This window comes from Pigmentiphaga kullae, assembly GCF_004216695.1.
GTDB lineage: Bacteria > Pseudomonadota > Gammaproteobacteria > Burkholderiales > Burkholderiaceae_B > Pigmentiphaga > Pigmentiphaga kullae.
Window position 1 is genome coordinate 725133 of record NZ_SGXC01000003.1, and the last position, 16846, is coordinate 741978.

Below are 16846 nucleotides of genomic sequence, written 5' to 3' on the forward strand. Positions count from 1 at the left end.
GGCGCCGGGCGGCATCACTCGGCTTGCAGGCTGTCGGCCAGGCGGGTGGCGGCCCGTTCCAGGTCGTGCAGGCTGTCGTTGATGCGGGCGCGGAAATAGCGGTAGAAGATCATGGCGGGAATGGCGATGAAGATGCCCAGCCCCGTGTTGTACAGTGCCACCGAGATGCCGTGCGCCAGTTGCGCGGGGTCGCTGCCGGCCGGCGCGTACGAGCCGAAGATCTCGATCATGCCGACCACGGTGCCGAACAGGCCCATCAGCGGCGCCACCGCCGCGATGGTGCCGATCGCGCCGACGTAGCGGTTCAGGTTGTGCGCGACGGTCTCGCCCGATTGCTCGAGCGCATCCTTGAGCGCGGGGCGCGAGCGGTGGGCGTTGCGCAGCCCGGTGGCCAGGATGCGGCCCAGCGGCGAATCGGCTTCCAGTCGGGCCACGATTTCGGGAGTGACGCGCCGTTTCTGCACCAGGGCCAGGACGTCTTCCAGCAACCTGGGCGGGGCGATCCTGCTACGGCGCAGGGCAAGCAGGCGTTCGACGATGAGCGTCAGCGCGATGAACGAAGTGGCGATCAGCGGCCAGATGGGCCAGCCGGCCTCGCGGACGATGGCGAGCAAGAAACCTCTCCTTTTCGATGAAGGCGAGAATGTACGGGCGTGGGCGGACGAGGGCAAGTCGCCATCCGGAAAGTATCCACAGAATCTGTGGATAATTATGTGTGTAACTTGGCCCGGGGCCACGAAATATGCGGTTCTTGCTAGGATGCCCGCTTTTGATTCAGTGGCTGGTGAAGCCAAAAAATCAATCAAATCAATGGCTTATAAGAAAATTACACCGTCTGTGACAGAGAAATTACTTGACAACCATAGTTTTCAAGCCTGTGGAAAGCTTCTTGCCTGGAAACCCTCATGAATTCTGGTTTTGCGTCCGCACATGACGATTTTTCGCGGGGGATACTGACTATCTCCCAGCTAAACCGCGCGGTGGCGGGCTTGTTGGAGCGCAACATTCCGCTGGTATGGGTGCGGGGCGAGGTGTCGAACTTCACCGCGGCGGCTTCCGGCCATTGGTATTTCACGCTCAAGGACGGCGGCGCCGCCGCGCGCGGCGTGATGTTTCGCGGGCGCGCCATGCTGGTGGGCTTCACGCCCAGGGAAGGCGACCGCATCGAGGTCCGCGCCCGGGTGTCGCTGTACGAACCGCGCGGCGACTACCAGTTGCAGGTCGAGGCCATGCGCCGGGCCGGCCAGGGCGACCTGTTCGAAGCCTTCCTGCGGCTGAAGGAAAAACTGTCGGCCGAAGGCTTGTTCGATCCGGCCCGCAAGCGCACGCCGGCGGCCGTGCCGCGCGCGCTGGGCATCGTCACGTCGCTGCAGGCGGCGGCGCTGCGCGACGTGCTGACGGCGCTGGCGCGGCGGGTGCCGCACGCCAGGGTGGTGATCTACCCGGCGCCGGTCCAGGGGGACGAGGCCGGCCCCAGGCTGGCGCAGGCCATCGTGCTGGCGAACCGGCGCGCCGAGGTCGATACCCTGCTGCTGGTGCGGGGCGGCGGCAGCATCGAGGACCTGTGGGCGTTCAACCATGAAGGACTGGCGCGGGCCATCGTCGCCAGCGCGATTCCGGTCATCAGCGGCGTCGGCCACGAGACCGACTTCACCATCGCCGATTTCGCCGCCGACCTGCGGGCGCCCACGCCCACGGCGGCCGCCGAGTTGGCGGGCCTGCCGCGCGAGCAGTGGCTGGCGCGCCTGCGCCAGGCGGCGCAGGACCTGCGGCGGGCGCAGCGGCGCCGTGTCGAGCAGGCCGGGCAGCGGCTCGACCGCGCGGCGGCGCAACTGATCTCTCCGCGCGAACGCCTGGCGCGGCAGCAGGAGCGGCTGGCCGCGCTGGTGCGCGGGCTGGAGGCGGCGTGGGCCGGCGCCCAGCGCGACCGCGAGGCCGAGGTCGGCCTGTTGCGACAGCGGCTGATCGCCCAGTTGCCCGATCCCACGCGGCTGTCGGCGCGCGTGGACGACCTGGCGCGGCGCGTGCGGCAGTGCCAGTCGTACCGGCTCGCCCGGCTGCAACAACAACTGGCCTCGCATGCCGCGCACCTGCGCGCGCTCGGGCCCGAGCAGACGCTGGCGCGCGGCTATGCCATCGTGCGCGACGAGCAGGGCGGCATCGTGCGTCAGGCACGCAGCTTGCAGGCCGGCGCCCGGATCGACCTTTGCTTCGCCGAGGGCGCGGCCCAGGCCTCGGTGACGGCGGTCGAAGCCGACCGCGGGTTGGTGTGACGGCCCGAATCCGCGCGGCCGCCAGGGCTGACATGACTGCGTCGCCCCGGCGCGTTAACCTTGCGTAACGCGGGGACTTCCGGGCCAAGCGGCATACTTGCCGATAAAATGCCCCCGCAAACCTCCCAACCATAAGCAGGAGCTCAGATGGAACATACTCTTCCGCAATTGCCGTATCCCCAGGACGCCTTGGCCCCCACCATCTCCAAGGAAACGCTGGAGTACCACCACGGCAAGCACCACCAGACCTACGTCACCAATCTGAACAACCTCATCAAGGGCACCGAATTCGAGAACGCCTCGCTCGAGGACATCGTCAAGAAGTCGTCCGGCGGCATCTACAACAACGCCGCCCAGCACTGGAACCACTCCTTCTACTGGAACTGCCTGACGCCCAAGAGCACGCCGCCCGCCGGCAAGCTGGCCGACGCCATCAATGCCAAGTGGGGCAGCTTCGACGCGTTCAAGGACACCTTCAACAAGCAGGCCGCCGCCAACTTCGGTTCGGGCTGGACCTGGCTGGTCAAGAAGGCCGACGGTTCGATCGACATCGTCAACACCGGCGCGGCGGGCAACCCGCTCACCACCGGCGACGTGCCGCTGCTGACCTGTGACGTTTGGGAACACGCCTACTACATCGACTACCGCAATGCCCGTCCGAAGTACCTCGAGAGCTTCTGGGGCATCGTGAACTGGGAATTCGTGGCCAAGAACCTGGGCTGATTCCCGCCGCGGCCCCGCGGGGCCGCCGCATGACGCGCGCTGTCGCAAGCTCAGGCTTGAATGCACAGCGCGCGTTTTTCATTGTTTTTACATGAAAGCTCGACGCTCAGTGCCCTGGCGCGACCAGGCCTCCATCACCGTGCGGCGCAAGGGACGGCAAGTCCTGCGGGTATCGCGCAAGACCTTCCGCTACGCGCTCGTCCTGTGCGGGGCGGCGGTGGTGGCCTTGCTGTCGCTGGCGTTCGCCTGGCTGGCCGAGATCGCGCTGGAGTGGAATCGCCACTGGACCTCGGCCGCGCCGTGGGCCGCGCTGGCGGTCATCCCGCTGGCGATGGCGGGCCTGCGCTGGCTGACCTTGCGGCTCGCGCCGATGGCGCGGGGCAGCGGCATTCCCCAGGTCATCGCGGCCACCGCCATCCCGGCGCCCATCGCCTCCTCGGGGCTGGTGTCGCTGCGGCAGGCGCTCTGGAAGATTCCACTGACCGCGGCGGCGCTGCTGGCCGGCGCTTCGGTGGGGCGCGAAGGGCCCTCGGTGCAGGTGGGCGCGGCGGCCATGCTGGCCTGGGGCCGGTTCTGGCAGGAGCGGATAGGCGTCAAGCTGGAGTTCCGGGCGAACGAATTGATCGCCGCAGGCGCCGCCGGCGGCCTGGCCGCGGCATTCAACACGCCGCTGGCCGGCGTGGTGTTCGCCATCGAGGAACTGGGGCGGGGCGCCGCCGTGCGCTGGAACCGCCTGGCGTTGTCCGGCGTGTTGGCGTCGGGTTTCATCGCGCTGGCCATCGCCGGCAACAATCCCTACTTCCATGCCGCGGCGGCGGCCGGGTTCGTCCAGGGATCGTGGGGCTGGACCCTGGCCAGCGGCGTGCTGAACGGCGCCGTGGGCGGCCTGTTCGCCGCCACGATGGTGCGCGGCGTGACGGGGCTGGCCCCCGCGCGCTGGCGTCCCTGGCTGCAGCGCCATCCGGTGCGGGTGGCCTTCCTGTGCGGCCTGGTCGTGGCGGTGCTGGGCTGCCTGACGGGAGGCGCGACCTACGGTACCGGCTATGAACAGACCGCCGCCCTGCTGAACGGCCATCCCGTCGAGAGCGCCTGGTTCGGGATCGCCAAGTGGGTGGCGACCGTGGCCTCGTACGTGTGCGGCATTCCCGGCGGCATCTTCACGCCGTCCCTGGCCATAGGCGCCGGCATGGGCGAACACATCGTGCAACTGGCCGGACCCGCCGCCGATCCGCGCACGCTGGCGCTGGTGTCGATGGCGGCTTTCCTGGCGGCGGCCACCCAGGCGCCCATCACGGCCAGCGTGATCGTCATGGAGATGACGCGCAGCCAGGACCTGATGTTCCACCTGCTGATGGCCACGCTGATCGCGTCGCTGGTGTCCCGGCAGTTCTGCCCGCGGCCGTTCTACCACGCGATGGCGCTGCGCTTTCACAAGGAAGTCATGCACCCTCATCATCGGCCATCCGCCGGCCCGGCAAGCGCCGCGCCGCCAAGTGGTGCCCAAATGTAATTTTGTGAAGTCCATGCTTCACAATAGGCGGGCTCTCACCCTCTAATAGCGCTACGGAAAGCACGCACGAAGGCGTGTCCGGGGGATTTCATGGCAGACAGGAAAAAGGCGGCCGCCTGGGCCGCGGGCGTGGTATTGCTGGCCGCGGCGGTGGGCGGCGCATGGTGGGCGGGCAAGCAGTCCGGCGGCGGAGGGGGCGAGCCGCCCGCTTCCGAGCTGGTCGGCAGTGCCGATCCCTTCACGTTGCTCGAATGCCGGACGCGCCTGTTCGACGAGTCGCTGGCGCTGGCCGTGACGTTCTCGCAGCCGCTCGATCGCCGCCAGTCGCTGGGCAAGCTGCTGCAGGTGGTGGACCTGGGCGCCGCTTCCGGCGATGACGAGGCGGCCAAGACCCTGGGCAAGCCGCAGCCCGGCCAGGCCCTGCCGGAAGGCAAGCCGGTGGCGGGCGACTGGTCGCTGGGCGACAACCCGCGCGTCGCCTACTTCCCCTACATCCAGCCGAACCGCCGCTATGCGATCGCGGTGCCCGAGTCCGTCAAGGGCGCGGGCGGGCAGGCGCTGCCAGAGGCCTTCGGCTGCGAAGTGGCCAGCGAGGCCATGCCGCCGTCCTTCTATTTCGCCAGCCGCGGCGTGGTGCTGCCCGCGGGCCAGAACGGCGGGCTGCCGGTGGTCACGGTCAATACGCCCGAGGTCGACGTCCAGTTCCTGCGCATCGACCCGGCGCAGTTCCCCCGGTTCTTCGAGCAGGTGCTGGGCGTGCGCCGGCCCGTCGCCAAGACCGATCCGGATGCCGAGGAGGCCAATGACGACGAAGACGACGAGTGGCGCTACAGCGGCAACCGCAGCCTGAAGGGCACGGTGGGAAGCTGGGACCTGGATCGCCTGAAGGACGTGACGCGCAGCGTCTACGCCGGCCGCTTCCTGACCGACGACAAGGCCAATCGCCGCCACGTCACCTTCCTGCCGGTCGAGGGCATCAAGGAACTGAAGGACCCCGGCATCTACGTCGCCGTGATGAGCCAGCCCGGCCGTTTCCGCGACGAATACCAGGTCACCTATTTCTACGTCAGCGACATCGGCCTGCACACGCGGCGCTACGCCGGCCAGCTCGACGCGTTCGCGACCTCGCTCAAGAGCGGCAAGGCGATGGACGACGTCGAGTTCGAGCTGCTGGACGCGAACGCGAAGTCGCTGGGGCGCGCCAAGGCCGATGGGCAGGGGCGCGCCGTGTTCGCCGGCAGCTTCGAGGCCGCGCGCATCCTGATGGCGCGCCGGGGGGCGGAACTGTCGGTGGTGGCGCTGGCCGAGCCGGCGCTGGATTTGTCCGAATTCGACGTGGGCGGCTATCCGTCCCGCGACAACAAGCTGTTCGTCTATGCCGGCCGCGATCTCTACCGGCCGGGCGAGCGCTTCGACGTTTCCGTGCTGGCGCGGGACGCCGACGGACGGGCGGTGCAGGCCGCGCCGGTCACGGCCACGCTGAAGCGGCCCGACGGCCGTACCGTGCGCACCGCCTTGTGGCGGCCCGATGCGCAGGTGCCGGGCTATGTCCGCCAGGCCATCGAGCTGCCGGCCGACGCGCAGACGGGTACCTGGCTGCTGGAGACGCGCCTGGACCCGGCGGCCCGCTCGGCCGATGCCTCGTGGAAGTTCCAGGTGGAAGAGTTCCTGCCCGAGCGCATGAAGCTGGACCTGAAATCGCGCGAAGGCGTGCTGGAGGCCGGCCGGCCCCTGAACGTGAAGGTGCAGGGCGACTACCTGTACGGCGCGCCCGCGGCCGGCAACCGGCTGCTGGGCACGGTATCCATCGACCGCGACCGCTATGCGCTGCCGCAGCAATGGCCGGGCTTCCTGTTCGGCGATTTCGCCGACGACGACCGCAAGCAGCGGCGCGATCTGGACGAAACCACGCTGGACGACAAGGGCGCGGCGGCGGTTGCCGTGCCGGTGGACGTGTCCGGCACCGCCTCGCCCATGAAGGTGAAAGCCAGCTTCAGCCTGCTGGAGTCGGGCGGCCGTCCCGTCGTGCGTTCCATCGAGCGCAGCGTCTGGCCGGCGCCGGCCTTGATCGGCGTGCGTCCGCTGTTCGACCGCGATGTCGCGCGCGAAGGGACGATGGCCGAGTTCGAGGCGGTGCGCGCGGGTCCGCAGGGCAAGGTCGTACCGCTCAAGCAGGCGCAGTTGCGCGTGTACCGCGAGGAGCGGGTGTACTACTGGCGCTTCGACGACCAGCGCGGCTGGAACAGCGGATTCACCGAGACCGAGGAACTGGTCGAGTCGCGCGTGCTGGCGCTGCCCGATCGCGTGAAGTTCGGCGTGCCGGTCAAGTGGGGCCGCTACCGGCTGGAGCTGAGCGATCCGGAAAGCGGCGACACGCTGCGCTACCGCTTCTATGCGGGCTGGGGCGCGCAGGATGCCGAGGAAATGGGCAACCGGCCGGACCGGGTGCAGCTCAAGCTGGACCACGCGCCGGTGCGCGAGGGCGAGACGGTCAAGCTGTCGATCACGCCGCCCCACGACGGCGAGGCGCTGATCGCGGTCGAGGGCGGCACCATGCTGTGGAGCCAGCGCACCAGCGTGAAGGCTTCGGGGTCCACGGTCGAGATTCCCATCGGCAAGGACTGGAGCCGCCACGACCTGTACGTGTCGGTCACCGTGTTCCGGCCCGGCAGCCAGGGCGATCGCGTCACGCCGGCGCGCGCGCTGGGCCTGGTCTATCTGCCGCTGTCCCGCGACGACCGCAGGCTGGCGGTGGAACTGGCCGCCCCGCCCAAGGTGCTGCCCGAGAAACGGACCACCGTGAAGGTCAAGGTGGGCAACGCGGGGCAGGGCCAGCAGGCGTACGTGACGCTGTCCGCGGTCGACGTGGGCATCCTGAACATCACGCGCTACGCCACGCCCGATCCCTTCGACTTCTTCTTCGGCAAGCATCGCTACGCGCCGGAGCTGCTGGACCTGTACGGCAAGCTGATCGAGAAGATGGAGGGTACGCAGGGCAAGCTGAAATGGGGCGGGGACGCCGCGATGCGCGATACCCGCAGCATGCCGGTGAAGGTGCGGCTGGTGGACCTGTTCAGCGGCCCGGTGCGGCTGGACGAGCAGGGCGAGGCGCAGATTCCGCTCGACCTGCCCGATTTCAACGGCACGCTGCGCCTGATGGCCTCGGCCTTCACGCCCGATCGCTTCGGCAACGCGCAGGCCGAGATGGTGGTGGCCGCGCCGGTGGTGGCCGAACTGTCGACGCCGCGCTTCATCAGCCCGGGCGACGAGGCCGCGATCGCTCTGGACGTGACCAACCTGAGCGGCGCGCCGCAGACGCTGACGGTGAACCTGGAAGGCCTGGACCCCGTGCGGATACGGGGCGGTTCGCAAAGCGTGAACCTGGCCAACCAGCAGCGCGCCACCCTGCGCTTCGTGGCCGAAGCCACGGGCGCCTACGGGCTGGGCCGGCTGCGGCTGACGGTCGACGGCCAGGGCGGCGCGAATCCGATCCGCATCGTGCGCGAGTCGCTGTTGCAGGTCCAGCCGCCGGTCGCGGCGACGCGCGACGTGCGCCGCGTCAGGCTGGGGCAGGGCGAGAGCCTGAAACTGGAGTCCAGCTGGATCGCCAAACTGTATCCGGATTCGGCCAGCGCCAGCGTGGCGATTTCCAACAAGCCGCCGTTCAACGTGAAGCGCCTGGTGCAGGGGCTGCTGGACTATCCCTATGGGTGCCTGGAGCAGACCGCCAGCGCGGCCTATCCGCACGTGTTCATCGGCGAGGACGAGGCGCGCGCCTGGGGGCTGACGCCACGCACGCGGGCCGAGCGCGAACGCATGATCGAAGGCGCGGTCGGCCGCATCGCCGGCATGCAGAAGGCCGGCGGCGGCTTCGCCCTGTGGGGCGACGGCGCCCAGGAGATCTGGCTGTCGGCCTATGTGGCCAGCTTCCTGCAGGATGCGCGCACGGCCGGCTTCAACGTGCCCGACCTGGTGTCGCGCCGCGCCTCCGACTGGCTGCTGGCCCAGTTGCAGCAATCGTCCGCCAACTTCCCCAGCCTGCCGCAGAACCTGCTGGCCCAGCTTGCCGCCGGCTCCGGCCAGCGGCTGCGCGACAACGACTACAACCTGCTGCGCGACAGCCACCGCCGCTTCGCCGAGCTGGCCAACGCGGCCTACGTGCTGGCGCGCGAGCAGAAGGCGCCGCTGTCCACGCTGCGGGTGCTGTACGACAACTATCGCGACCGCTCGCGCTCGCCGCTGCCCCTGGTGCACCTGGGCATCGCCCTGAAACTGATGGGCGACGAGACGCGCGCGCGCGCGGCCTTCGACGAGGCGATGGCGCGCGGCTACGGCATCGACGCCAATCGCTACGGCGGCTACGGCGAGTGGCTGGGCGACTACGGCTCGGCGCTGCGCGACTACGCGATGTCCTATGCGCTGATGATGCAGCACCAGATCGACCATCCGCGGCGAGAGACCCTGCTGGGCGACGTGGCCGGCCGCCTGGGCAGCCGCAGCTACCTGTCCACCCAGGAGCAGCTGGCGCTGTTCCTGGCCGCGCGGGCGGCGGGCGGCGTGGCCGGGGCGCAATGGACGGCGACGCTGCGCACGGCCCAGGGCGAGCAGCAGCTCAGTTCGCGCGACACCGAGGCGCGCAGCTTCACGGCGGCGCAGTTGGCCGGCGGCGTGGACATCGTCAACACGCAGGCCGACCCGCTGTTCGTCGAGGTGGACGTGCAGGGCTACCCGCGCCAGGCCGAGGCGCCGAGCGCCTCGGGCGTCACGATCGCGCGCAGCTGGTACGAGTCGGACGGGCGGCCCTGGAACGGGCGCCCGCTGCAGACCGGCGAGATGCTGATCGTCAAGCTGGACGTCGCCTCGAGCCGCCGCATCGAGGATGCGCTGGTGGTGGACCGGGTGCCGGCGGGGTTCGAGGTCGAGAACATGAACCTCAGCCAGGGGCCGGACATGGCGGACTGGAAGGTCGGCGGCGTGCAGGTGTCCGAGGCGCTGAACGATACGCGCATCAAGCATCGCGAGTATCGCGACGACCGCTATGTCGCGGCCGTGGGCATACAGGGTCCGGTCACCGTGTTCTACCGCGTGCGGGTGGTCACGCCGGGCCGCTTCGTCGTGCCGGCGCCGGTGGTCGAGGACATGTACCGTCCCGAGATCCGGGCGGTGGGCGCGTCTTCCGGTCCGTTGGTGGTCAACGACCCGCGCGGAGGCGCGCGCTGAGGCGGCGCTGGGTCGCCGCGGCGGCGGCGGGTGCCATCGGGCTGGGGGCGCTGTGGGTGGCGGACCGGACGCATCCGCTGCCGGCCCAGGCCTTCCGGCCGGCCGATGGCGGCCTGGTGGTCACGTCGGCCGACGGCAGCCCCTTGCGCGCGTATCCGAGCGAGGACGGCATCTGGCGCTACCCCGTCTCGCCCGAGGATGTGTCCCCGCTCTATCTTCAGGCGCTGCTGACCTACGAGGACCGCTGGTTCCACTGGCACTGGGGCATCAATCCCTACGCCATGGCGCGCGCCGCCTGGCAGTGGGCGAGCTCGGGCCGCATCGTCTCGGGCGGTTCGACCCTGACCATGCAGGTGGCGCGCATGATCGATCCGGCGCTGCGCGGCGCGCCGCGCAGCATGGGCGCCAAGCTGCGCCAGATGGCGCGGGCGGCGCAACTGGAATGGCATCTGTCCAAGCGCGACATCCTGACCCTGTATCTGAACCACGCCCCCATGGGCGGCATCGTGGAAGGCGTGGAGATGGCCAGCCGCGCCTATCTGGGCAAACCGTCGCGCCAGTTGAGCCATGCCGAGGCCGCGCTGCTGACGGCGTTGCCGCAGGCCCCGTCCCGGCTGCGCCCCGACCGTGCGCCCGAGGCGGCCCGGGCCGCGCGCGACAAGGTGCTCGCCCGCCTGGTCGAACGCGGCCGCTGGAGCGCCGAGGTGGCCGAGGATGCGCGCATCGAACGCGTGATCGCACAGCCGCTGCGCGGTCACTGGCTGGCGCCGCTGGCCGCCGAACGCCTGCGGCAGCGGTCGCAGCAGGGGGCCGCCGCTTCCCGCCGCGTGGTCCGATCGACCCTGGATGCCGAATGGCAGTCCATCGTCGAGGACATGTTGCTCGACCGTGTGGACACGCTGCCGCCCAAGGTGTCCATGGCCGTGCTGGTGATGGACAACGACAGCCTGGAGGCGCGCGTCTACGCGGGGTCGGCCGATTTCTCCGACGCCCGCCGGGCGGCGCATGTGGACATGGTCCGAGGCGTGCGCTCGCCGGGTTCCACGCTCAAGCCCTTCCTGTACGCGATGGCGCTGGACGAGGGCATGATCCATTCCGAGAGCCTGCTGGTCGATGCGCCGCAGACCTTCGGCGGCTACCGGCCGGGCAATTTCCAGGCGTCCTTTTCGGGTGCGGTCAGCGTGTCCGAGGCCTTGCAGCGTTCGCTCAACGTGCCCGCGGTCGACCTGCTCGATCGCATCGGCCCGGCGCGCTTCGCGTCGGCGCTGCGCGCGGGCGGCCTGCGCCTGCGCATCCCGGCGGGCGCGGCCCCGAACCTGAGCCTGATCCTGGGCGGGGCCGGCACCACGCTGGAAGAGCTGGTGGGGGCCTATCGCGCGCTGGCCCGCGGCGGCATGGCCGGCCGCGTGCGGCTGACCGCCGACGAGCCGCGCGTCGAGTCCCGCATCATGAGCGAGGGCGCGGCCTTCATCGTGCGCGACATCCTGGAGAGCGGCGGCCGGCCCGACCGGCCGTTCTATGCCGGCGGCCGGGGGCTGGCCTGGAAGACCGGCACGAGCTTCGGCTTTCGCGATGCCTGGGCCGTGGGCGTGACCGATGCCTGGACGCTGGGTGTCTGGGTGGGCCGGCCCGACGGCACGCCCAATCCCGGATTCTTCGGCGCCAACGTCGCCGCGCCGCTGCTGCAGGACCTGGTGGCGGCGCTGCCGGCGGCCTCGCCCGTTCCCCGCGTGCCGCCCGCATCGGTGCGCCCGCAGTCCGTCTGCTGGCCGCTGGGGCTGCGGGCCGACAGCACGCCCGAAGGCATGTGCCTGCAACGCCGCCAGGCCTGGTCGCTGGACGACGCGGTGCCGCCCACGCTGCCCGATCGCGGAACGCAGGGGGGGCTGGTGGAGACGATCTGGCTCGATCCCCGCTCGGGGATGCGCACGGACCCGGGCTGCCGCGTGCCGGGCACGCCCAGGCAGGTCGCGCGCTGGCCGCTGGCCTTGCAGCCGTGGGCGGAGGCGGGGATGCTGCCGGGAGCCGGGACGGCGCGCTGGCATCCCGCATGTGCGGCGGCCGCGCACGCGGGCGCCGGCGTGCGGCTCGAAGGCCTGGATACGGGCGCGATCCTGCGTCCGGTGCCGGGGCGCGACCGGATCGACGTGCAACTGCGGGTGCTGGGAGGCGACGGCGCGCTGTGGTGGATGCTGGATGGCAAGCCGGTCCGCCGTACCGATGGCGCCAGTCCGGTCTCGCTGCGTTTCACCCGTAACGGCGCGCATACCGTCACCGTCATGGACGAGGGCGGCCGCTACGACAGTGTGCGCGTCACCGTGCGCGGGCTGCCGGGACAGGCTCGGAATGACGGCGCGGGAGGCTTATGATGACTCTGGCCTCTTGCCCCTCGTGCATAATCGATGTTTAATATTCGAACAATAGTTCGCGTATAGAACTTTTCCGTTTTGCAATCAGGTACGCCACCTGCGTCCCCCCGGACGCCAGGCATCGTGCGGAGACATACATGATCAACAAAATCGTGGCTTCGGTGGCCGAAGCGCTGGCCGGCGTCAAGGACGGCTCCACCATATTGGTAGGCGGGTTCGGCACGGCCGGCCTGCCCAACGCGCTGATCGACGGGCTGATCGAGCAGGGCGCCAAGGATCTCGTGGTGGTGAACAACAACGCCGGCAACGGCTACACGGGCCTGGCGGCGCTGCTGCAGACCGGGCGCGTGCGCAAGGTGATCTGCTCGTTCCCGCGCCAGACCGACTCCTACGTGTTCGACGAGCTCTATCGCGCCAAGAAGATCGAACTCGAACTCGTGCCCCAGGGCAACCTGGCCGAGCGCATCCGCGCCGCCGGCGCGGGCGTGGGCGCCTTCTACACGCCCACCGGTTTCGGCACGCTGCTGGCCGAAGGCAAGGAGACGCGGCACATCAACGGCCGCGACTACGTGCTGGAATACCCCATCCACGGCGACGTGGCGCTGATCTCGGCCTACAAGGGCGATCGCTGGGGCAACCTGACCTATCGCAAGACCGCGCGCAACTTCGGGCCCATCATGGCGACCGCGGCCAGGATGGCCATCGCCCAGGTGCACGAAACCGTCGAACTGGGCGAGCTCGATCCGGAGGCGGTCGTGACGCCCGGCATTTTCGTCAAGCGCGTGGTGGCCGTCGGGGCCCAAGCCAGCGCCCAACAGGCCGCCTGAGGAACACGCACATGAACAAGATGAATCGAGACCAGATGGCCCAGCGCGTGGCGCGCGACATTCCCGAGGGCGCCTACGTGAACCTGGGCATCGGCCTGCCCACCCTGGTGGCCAACCACCTGCCGGCCGATCGCGAGGTCCTGCTGCATACCGAGAACGGCCTGCTGGGCATGGGTCCCGCGCCCGAGAAGGGCCACGAGGACTGGGACCTGATCAACGCCGGCAAGCAGCCCGTTACCGCGCTGCCCGGCGCCGCCTATTTCCATCATGCCGATTCCTTCGCGATGATGCGCGGCGGCCACCTGGACATCTGCGTGCTGGGGGCCTTCCAGGTGTCGGTCAAGGGCGACCTGGCGAACTGGCACACCGGCGCGCCGGACGCCATCCCCGCCGTGGGCGGCGCGATGGACCTGGCCATCGGCGCCAAGCAGGTGTTCGTGATGATGGACCTGCTGACCAAGACGGGTTCCAGCAAGCTGGTGGAAAGCTGCTCGTATCCGCTGACCGGCGTCGGCTGCGTCAGCCGCGTCTATTCCGACCTGGCCGTGTTCGACATCACCAAGGAAGGGGTCTACGCGAGCGACGTGGTCGACGGGCTGTCGTTCGACGAACTGCAGCGCCTGTGCGGCGTGCCGCTGCGCAAGGGCTGATCCCATGGACGCCTTCGTCTACAACGCCAACGCCGCCCGCGTGGTGTTCGGCGCGGGCGCCCTGCGGCACCTGGAGCGGGAGATCGGGCTGCTGGGCGCGCAACGGGCGCTGGTGCTGTCCACGCCGGGCCAGCGCAAGTTGGCCGAACGCGTTGCGGCCTTGCTGGGGGCGAAGGCGGCGGGCATCTTCGACGGGGCGGTCATGCACGTGCCCATCGAGGCCGCCCGCCAGGCGCGCGACGAGGCGCGCCGGCTGGACGCCGACTGCGCCGTCGCCATCGGCGGCGGCTCCACGGTGGGGCTGGGCAAGGCCATCGCGCTCGAGTCCGGGCTGCCCATCCTGGCCATTCCCACCACCTACGCCGGCTCCGAGATGACGCCGATCTACGGCATCACCGAAGGCGGTTTGAAAAAGACGGGCAAGGACGCGCGCGTGCTGCCGCGTACCGTGATCTACGATCCCGAGCTGTCGACGGGACTGCCGGTGGGGCTGTCGGTCACCAGCGCGATGAATGCCATGGCGCATGCCGCCGAGGGCCTGTACGCTCAGGACAGCAACCCCATCATGTCGCTGATGGCCGAGCAAGGGCTGGCGGCCATCGCCCGCGCGCTGCCGGGCATCGTGCGCCAGGCCGGCGACATCGAGGCCCGCTCGCAGGCGCTGTATGGCGCCTGGCTGTGCGGCACCGTGCTGGGCAACGTCGGCATGGCCCTGCACCACAAGCTTTGCCACACGCTGGGCGGCAGCTTCAACCTGCCGCACGCCGAATGCCATACCATCGTGCTGCCGCATGCGATGGCCTACAACGCCCCGGCCGTGCCGGACGCCATGGCGCGCATCGCGCGCGCCATCGGTACCCAGGACGCGGCGGCGGGGCTCCACGACCTTGCCCGCGACAACGGCGCCCCCGTTGCCCTGCGGGATCTCGGCATGCCGGAGGCCGATCTGGATCGTGCCGCCGACATCGCGGTGTCCAATCCCTATTGGAACCCGCGTCCCATCGAGCGCTCGGCCATCCGCGCGCTATTGCAGAACGCCTGGGCGGGTGTACGCCCGGTCACCAACGTCAGTCGCAACCCCTAGAACAGCTTTATCCCCCATTCGAGACAGAACATGACTACACACGCCTTCATCTGCGACGCGATCCGTACCCCCATCGGCCGCTACGGCGGCGCCCTGGCATCGGTGCGCACCGACGACCTCGCGGCGATCCCGCTCAAGGCCCTGATGGAACGCAACCCCCGCCTGGACTGGGCCGCCGTCACCGACATCATCTTCGGCTGCGCCAACCAGGCCGGCGAGGACAACCGCAACGTCGCCCACATGGCCTCGCTGCTGGCCGGCCTGCCGCTGGAACTGCCGGGGTCGACCGTCAACCGCTTGTGCGGCTCGGGCCTGGACGCGGTCGGCACCGCCGCGCGCGCGATCAAGTCGGGCGAGGCCGGCCTGATGCTGGCCGGCGGCGTCGAGAGCATGAGCCGCGCCCCGTTCGTGATGGGCAAGGCCGAGACGGCGTTCTCGCGCAACGCGCAGATCTATGACACCACCATCGGCTGGCGCTTCGTCAACAAGCTGATGAAACAGATGTACGGCGTGGATTCCATGCCCGAGACGGCCGAGAACGTCGCCACCGACTACAAGATCGAGCGCGAGGCCCAGGACCGCATGGCGCTGGCCAGCCAGGCCAAGGCCGCCGCGGCCCAGAAGTCCGGTGTCTTCGACGCCGAGATCACCCCCGTCACGATTCCCCAACGCAAGGGCGACCCGGTCGTCGTGACCAAGGACGAGCATCCGCGCGAGACCAGCATGGAAGCGCTGGGCCGCCTGAAGGGCGTGGTCCGCCCCGACGGCACGGTTACCGCCGGCAATGCCTCGGGCGTGAACGACGGCGCCTGCGCGCTGCTGCTGGCCAGCGAGGCCGAGGCGGGCCGCCACGGCCTGACGCCGCGCGCCCGCGTGGTGGGCATGGCCACCGCCGGCGTGCCGCCCCGCATCATGGGCATGGGCCCGGCCCCCGCCACCCGCAAAGTGCTGGCGCTGACAGGCCTGAGCCTGGACCAGATCGACGTGATCGAGCTGAACGAAGCCTTCGCCGCGCAAGGCCTGGCGGTGTTGCGCGACCTCGGCCTGGCCGACGACGATGCGCGCGTTAATCCCAACGGCGGCGCGATTGCGCTGGGCCATCCGCTGGGCGCCAGCGGCGCCCGGCTGGCCACGACGGCGGTCAATCAACTGCACCGCACCGGCGGCCGCTACGCGCTGTGCACGATGTGCATCGGCGTGGGCCAGGGCATCGCCGTCATTCTCGAACGGGTCTGATCCCGGGCACCGGCGCCGCCCGGGCGGCGCCCGGTATCGATGCCCCGTGGCGCGAGCCCCGGGGCATCGTCGTTTCAGCCCAGCATGCCCACGGTCACGCGGCCGACGTAGCCCTGCTCCGGACTGCCTTTCATCGAGACGGTCTGCGCGGCGATTTCGGCCGGCGAGTTGTCGCTGAAGATTCCGTCCTTCGCGAGGCTGATGCGCGCGTAGGCATGCAGGCTGGACTCGTAGCCGCGGACCTCGCCGTAGACCGCGCCGCAGGCGTCCTGCGGCAGCGCCAGCTGGGACGTCAGGTATTTGCGGTCATGGCGCGGGGCGCCGTCCGCGGTGGGGTAGACCTCCAGGTGCAGGTGCGGATAGCGGCCGGGGTAGCAGCCCGGGAAGATGGTCTGGAAGCTGACCTCGCCGTGGGCGTCGGCCACCTGCACGCCGCGCAGGAAGTTCTCGTCGCGCAGTTCGCGGGTGTACAGCGAATAGCCGCCGTCGCGCGTGCAATGCCACAGATAGACCGCCCGGCCGGGCAGCGGCGCGCAGCCGGCGCTGGCGTCGACCAGCCTGATCGTCAATTGCAGCGGTACGCCCTGGGCCGTGCCGGTGGGGCCGCCGAAGCTGCCGCGCAGGTCGCTGCGTACGACGCCGGACGAAGCCAGGACGTTGGCTGAGCTGCTGGCCGGGCCGCCGCCGTTGGCCGGGTAGGGGCCGGCGGTTTCCTCGGGCAGGGCGATGCAGGCGCCCGGGGGCGCGGCATCGCCGGCGCGCGCCAGGCCCGGCAGGCCAAGCGCCGCGGCGCCCGCGCCCAGCATGCGGGTCAGCGCGAGGCGGCGGGCCGGCAGGCGGGCCATCCGGAGCAGGTCGCGTTCCAGTTCGGTGGGGGCAGGCGCCGGTTGCGGTTCTGTCATGTGTCGTCCATCGCGGGTCGCCGTGGCGGGCGTAGGGGAGGGGCGCAGGCCG

The 16846-nt window shown here is 70.2% G+C and carries 11 protein-coding genes; 9 read left to right on the plus strand and 2 right to left on the minus strand.

Features of this window, described 5'->3' with window-relative positions; all coding sequences use genetic code 11:
* Positions 1–14 precede the first annotated feature (14 nt).
* Positions 15–614, minus strand: a complete 600-nt coding sequence (locus tag EV675_RS26225; RefSeq protein ID WP_130361446.1) for a MotA/TolQ/ExbB proton channel family protein — start codon at positions 612–614, stop codon at positions 15–17.
* Positions 615–905: 291 nt separating this feature from the next.
* Between EV675_RS26225 and xseA the strand changes: the two genes are divergently transcribed.
* From xseA to pcaF, 9 genes are all read left to right on the plus strand, one after another.
* Positions 906–2273, plus strand: a complete 1368-nt coding sequence (gene xseA, locus EV675_RS26230) for an exodeoxyribonuclease VII large subunit (protein ID WP_130361448.1) — start codon at positions 906–908, stop codon at positions 2271–2273.
* Between the two features lie 147 nt (positions 2274–2420).
* Positions 2421–2996: a superoxide dismutase gene (locus EV675_RS26235; RefSeq protein ID WP_130361450.1), complete on the plus strand. Its 576-nt coding sequence runs from the start codon at positions 2421–2423 to the stop codon at positions 2994–2996.
* A 91-nt stretch (positions 2997–3087) separates the two neighbouring features.
* A complete protein-coding gene (locus tag EV675_RS26240; protein ID WP_130361452.1) occupies positions 3088–4506 on the plus strand; it encodes a chloride channel protein in 1419 nt (472 codons plus the stop codon).
* 90 nt (positions 4507–4596) lie between these two features.
* Positions 4597–9726 (plus strand): alpha-2-macroglobulin family protein, encoded by a 5130-nt coding sequence (locus tag EV675_RS26245; RefSeq protein WP_130361454.1) that lies wholly within the window; start codon positions 4597–4599, stop codon positions 9724–9726.
* A complete protein-coding gene (pbpC, locus tag EV675_RS26250) occupies positions 9723–12095 on the plus strand; it encodes a penicillin-binding protein 1C (RefSeq protein WP_130361954.1) in 2373 nt (790 codons plus the stop codon). The genes EV675_RS26245 and pbpC overlap by 4 nt, the downstream gene beginning before the upstream one ends.
* A 137-nt stretch (positions 12096–12232) precedes the next feature.
* On the plus strand, positions 12233–12922 hold the full coding sequence (locus EV675_RS26255) for a 3-oxoacid CoA-transferase subunit A (RefSeq protein ID WP_130361456.1): 690 nt from the start codon (positions 12233–12235) through the stop codon (positions 12920–12922).
* Between the two features lie 11 nt (positions 12923–12933).
* Entirely contained in the window at positions 12934–13572 is a 639-nt protein-coding gene (locus EV675_RS26260; protein WP_130361458.1) for a 3-oxoacid CoA-transferase subunit B, read from the plus strand.
* A gap of 4 nt (positions 13573–13576) precedes the next feature.
* Complete coding sequence (locus EV675_RS26265; RefSeq protein WP_130361460.1) at positions 13577–14656, plus strand: maleylacetate reductase; 1080 nt, start codon at positions 13577–13579, stop codon at positions 14654–14656.
* 30 nt (positions 14657–14686) lie between these two features.
* The gene (pcaF, locus tag EV675_RS26270; RefSeq protein ID WP_130361462.1) at positions 14687–15892 is read left to right on the plus strand and encodes a 3-oxoadipyl-CoA thiolase; all 1206 of its coding nucleotides are present in this window, start codon (positions 14687–14689) and stop codon (positions 15890–15892) included.
* A 74-nt stretch (positions 15893–15966) separates the two neighbouring features.
* Here pcaF and EV675_RS26275 read toward each other — a convergent pair whose 3' ends face one another.
* Complete coding sequence (locus EV675_RS26275) at positions 15967–16794, minus strand: dioxygenase family protein (RefSeq protein ID WP_207222055.1); 828 nt, start codon at positions 16792–16794, stop codon at positions 15967–15969.
* Positions 16795–16846 lie beyond the last annotated feature (52 nt).

Bases quoted from the DNA above. Each gene is read 5' to 3' on its own strand.
- EV675_RS26275 (WP_207222055.1), bottom strand. From the start codon at position 16,794: ATGACAGAACCGCAACCGGCGCCTGCCCCCACCGAACTGGAACGCGAC.
- EV675_RS26265 (WP_130361460.1), top strand. From the start codon at position 13,577: ATGGACGCCTTCGTCTACAACGCCAACGCCGCCCGCGTGGTGTTCGGC.
- EV675_RS26235 (WP_130361450.1), top strand. From the start codon at position 2,421: ATGGAACATACTCTTCCGCAATTGCCGTATCCCCAGGACGCCTTGGCC.
- EV675_RS26240 (WP_130361452.1), top strand. From the start codon at position 3,088: ATGAAAGCTCGACGCTCAGTGCCCTGGCGCGACCAGGCCTCCATCACC.
- EV675_RS26245 (WP_130361454.1), top strand. From the start codon at position 4,597: ATGGCAGACAGGAAAAAGGCGGCCGCCTGGGCCGCGGGCGTGGTATTG.
- xseA (WP_130361448.1), top strand. From the start codon at position 906: ATGAATTCTGGTTTTGCGTCCGCACATGACGATTTTTCGCGGGGGATA.
- EV675_RS26260 (WP_130361458.1), top strand. From the start codon at position 12,934: ATGAACAAGATGAATCGAGACCAGATGGCCCAGCGCGTGGCGCGCGAC.
- EV675_RS26255 (WP_130361456.1), top strand. From the start codon at position 12,233: ATGATCAACAAAATCGTGGCTTCGGTGGCCGAAGCGCTGGCCGGCGTC.
- pcaF (WP_130361462.1), top strand. From the start codon at position 14,687: ATGACTACACACGCCTTCATCTGCGACGCGATCCGTACCCCCATCGGC.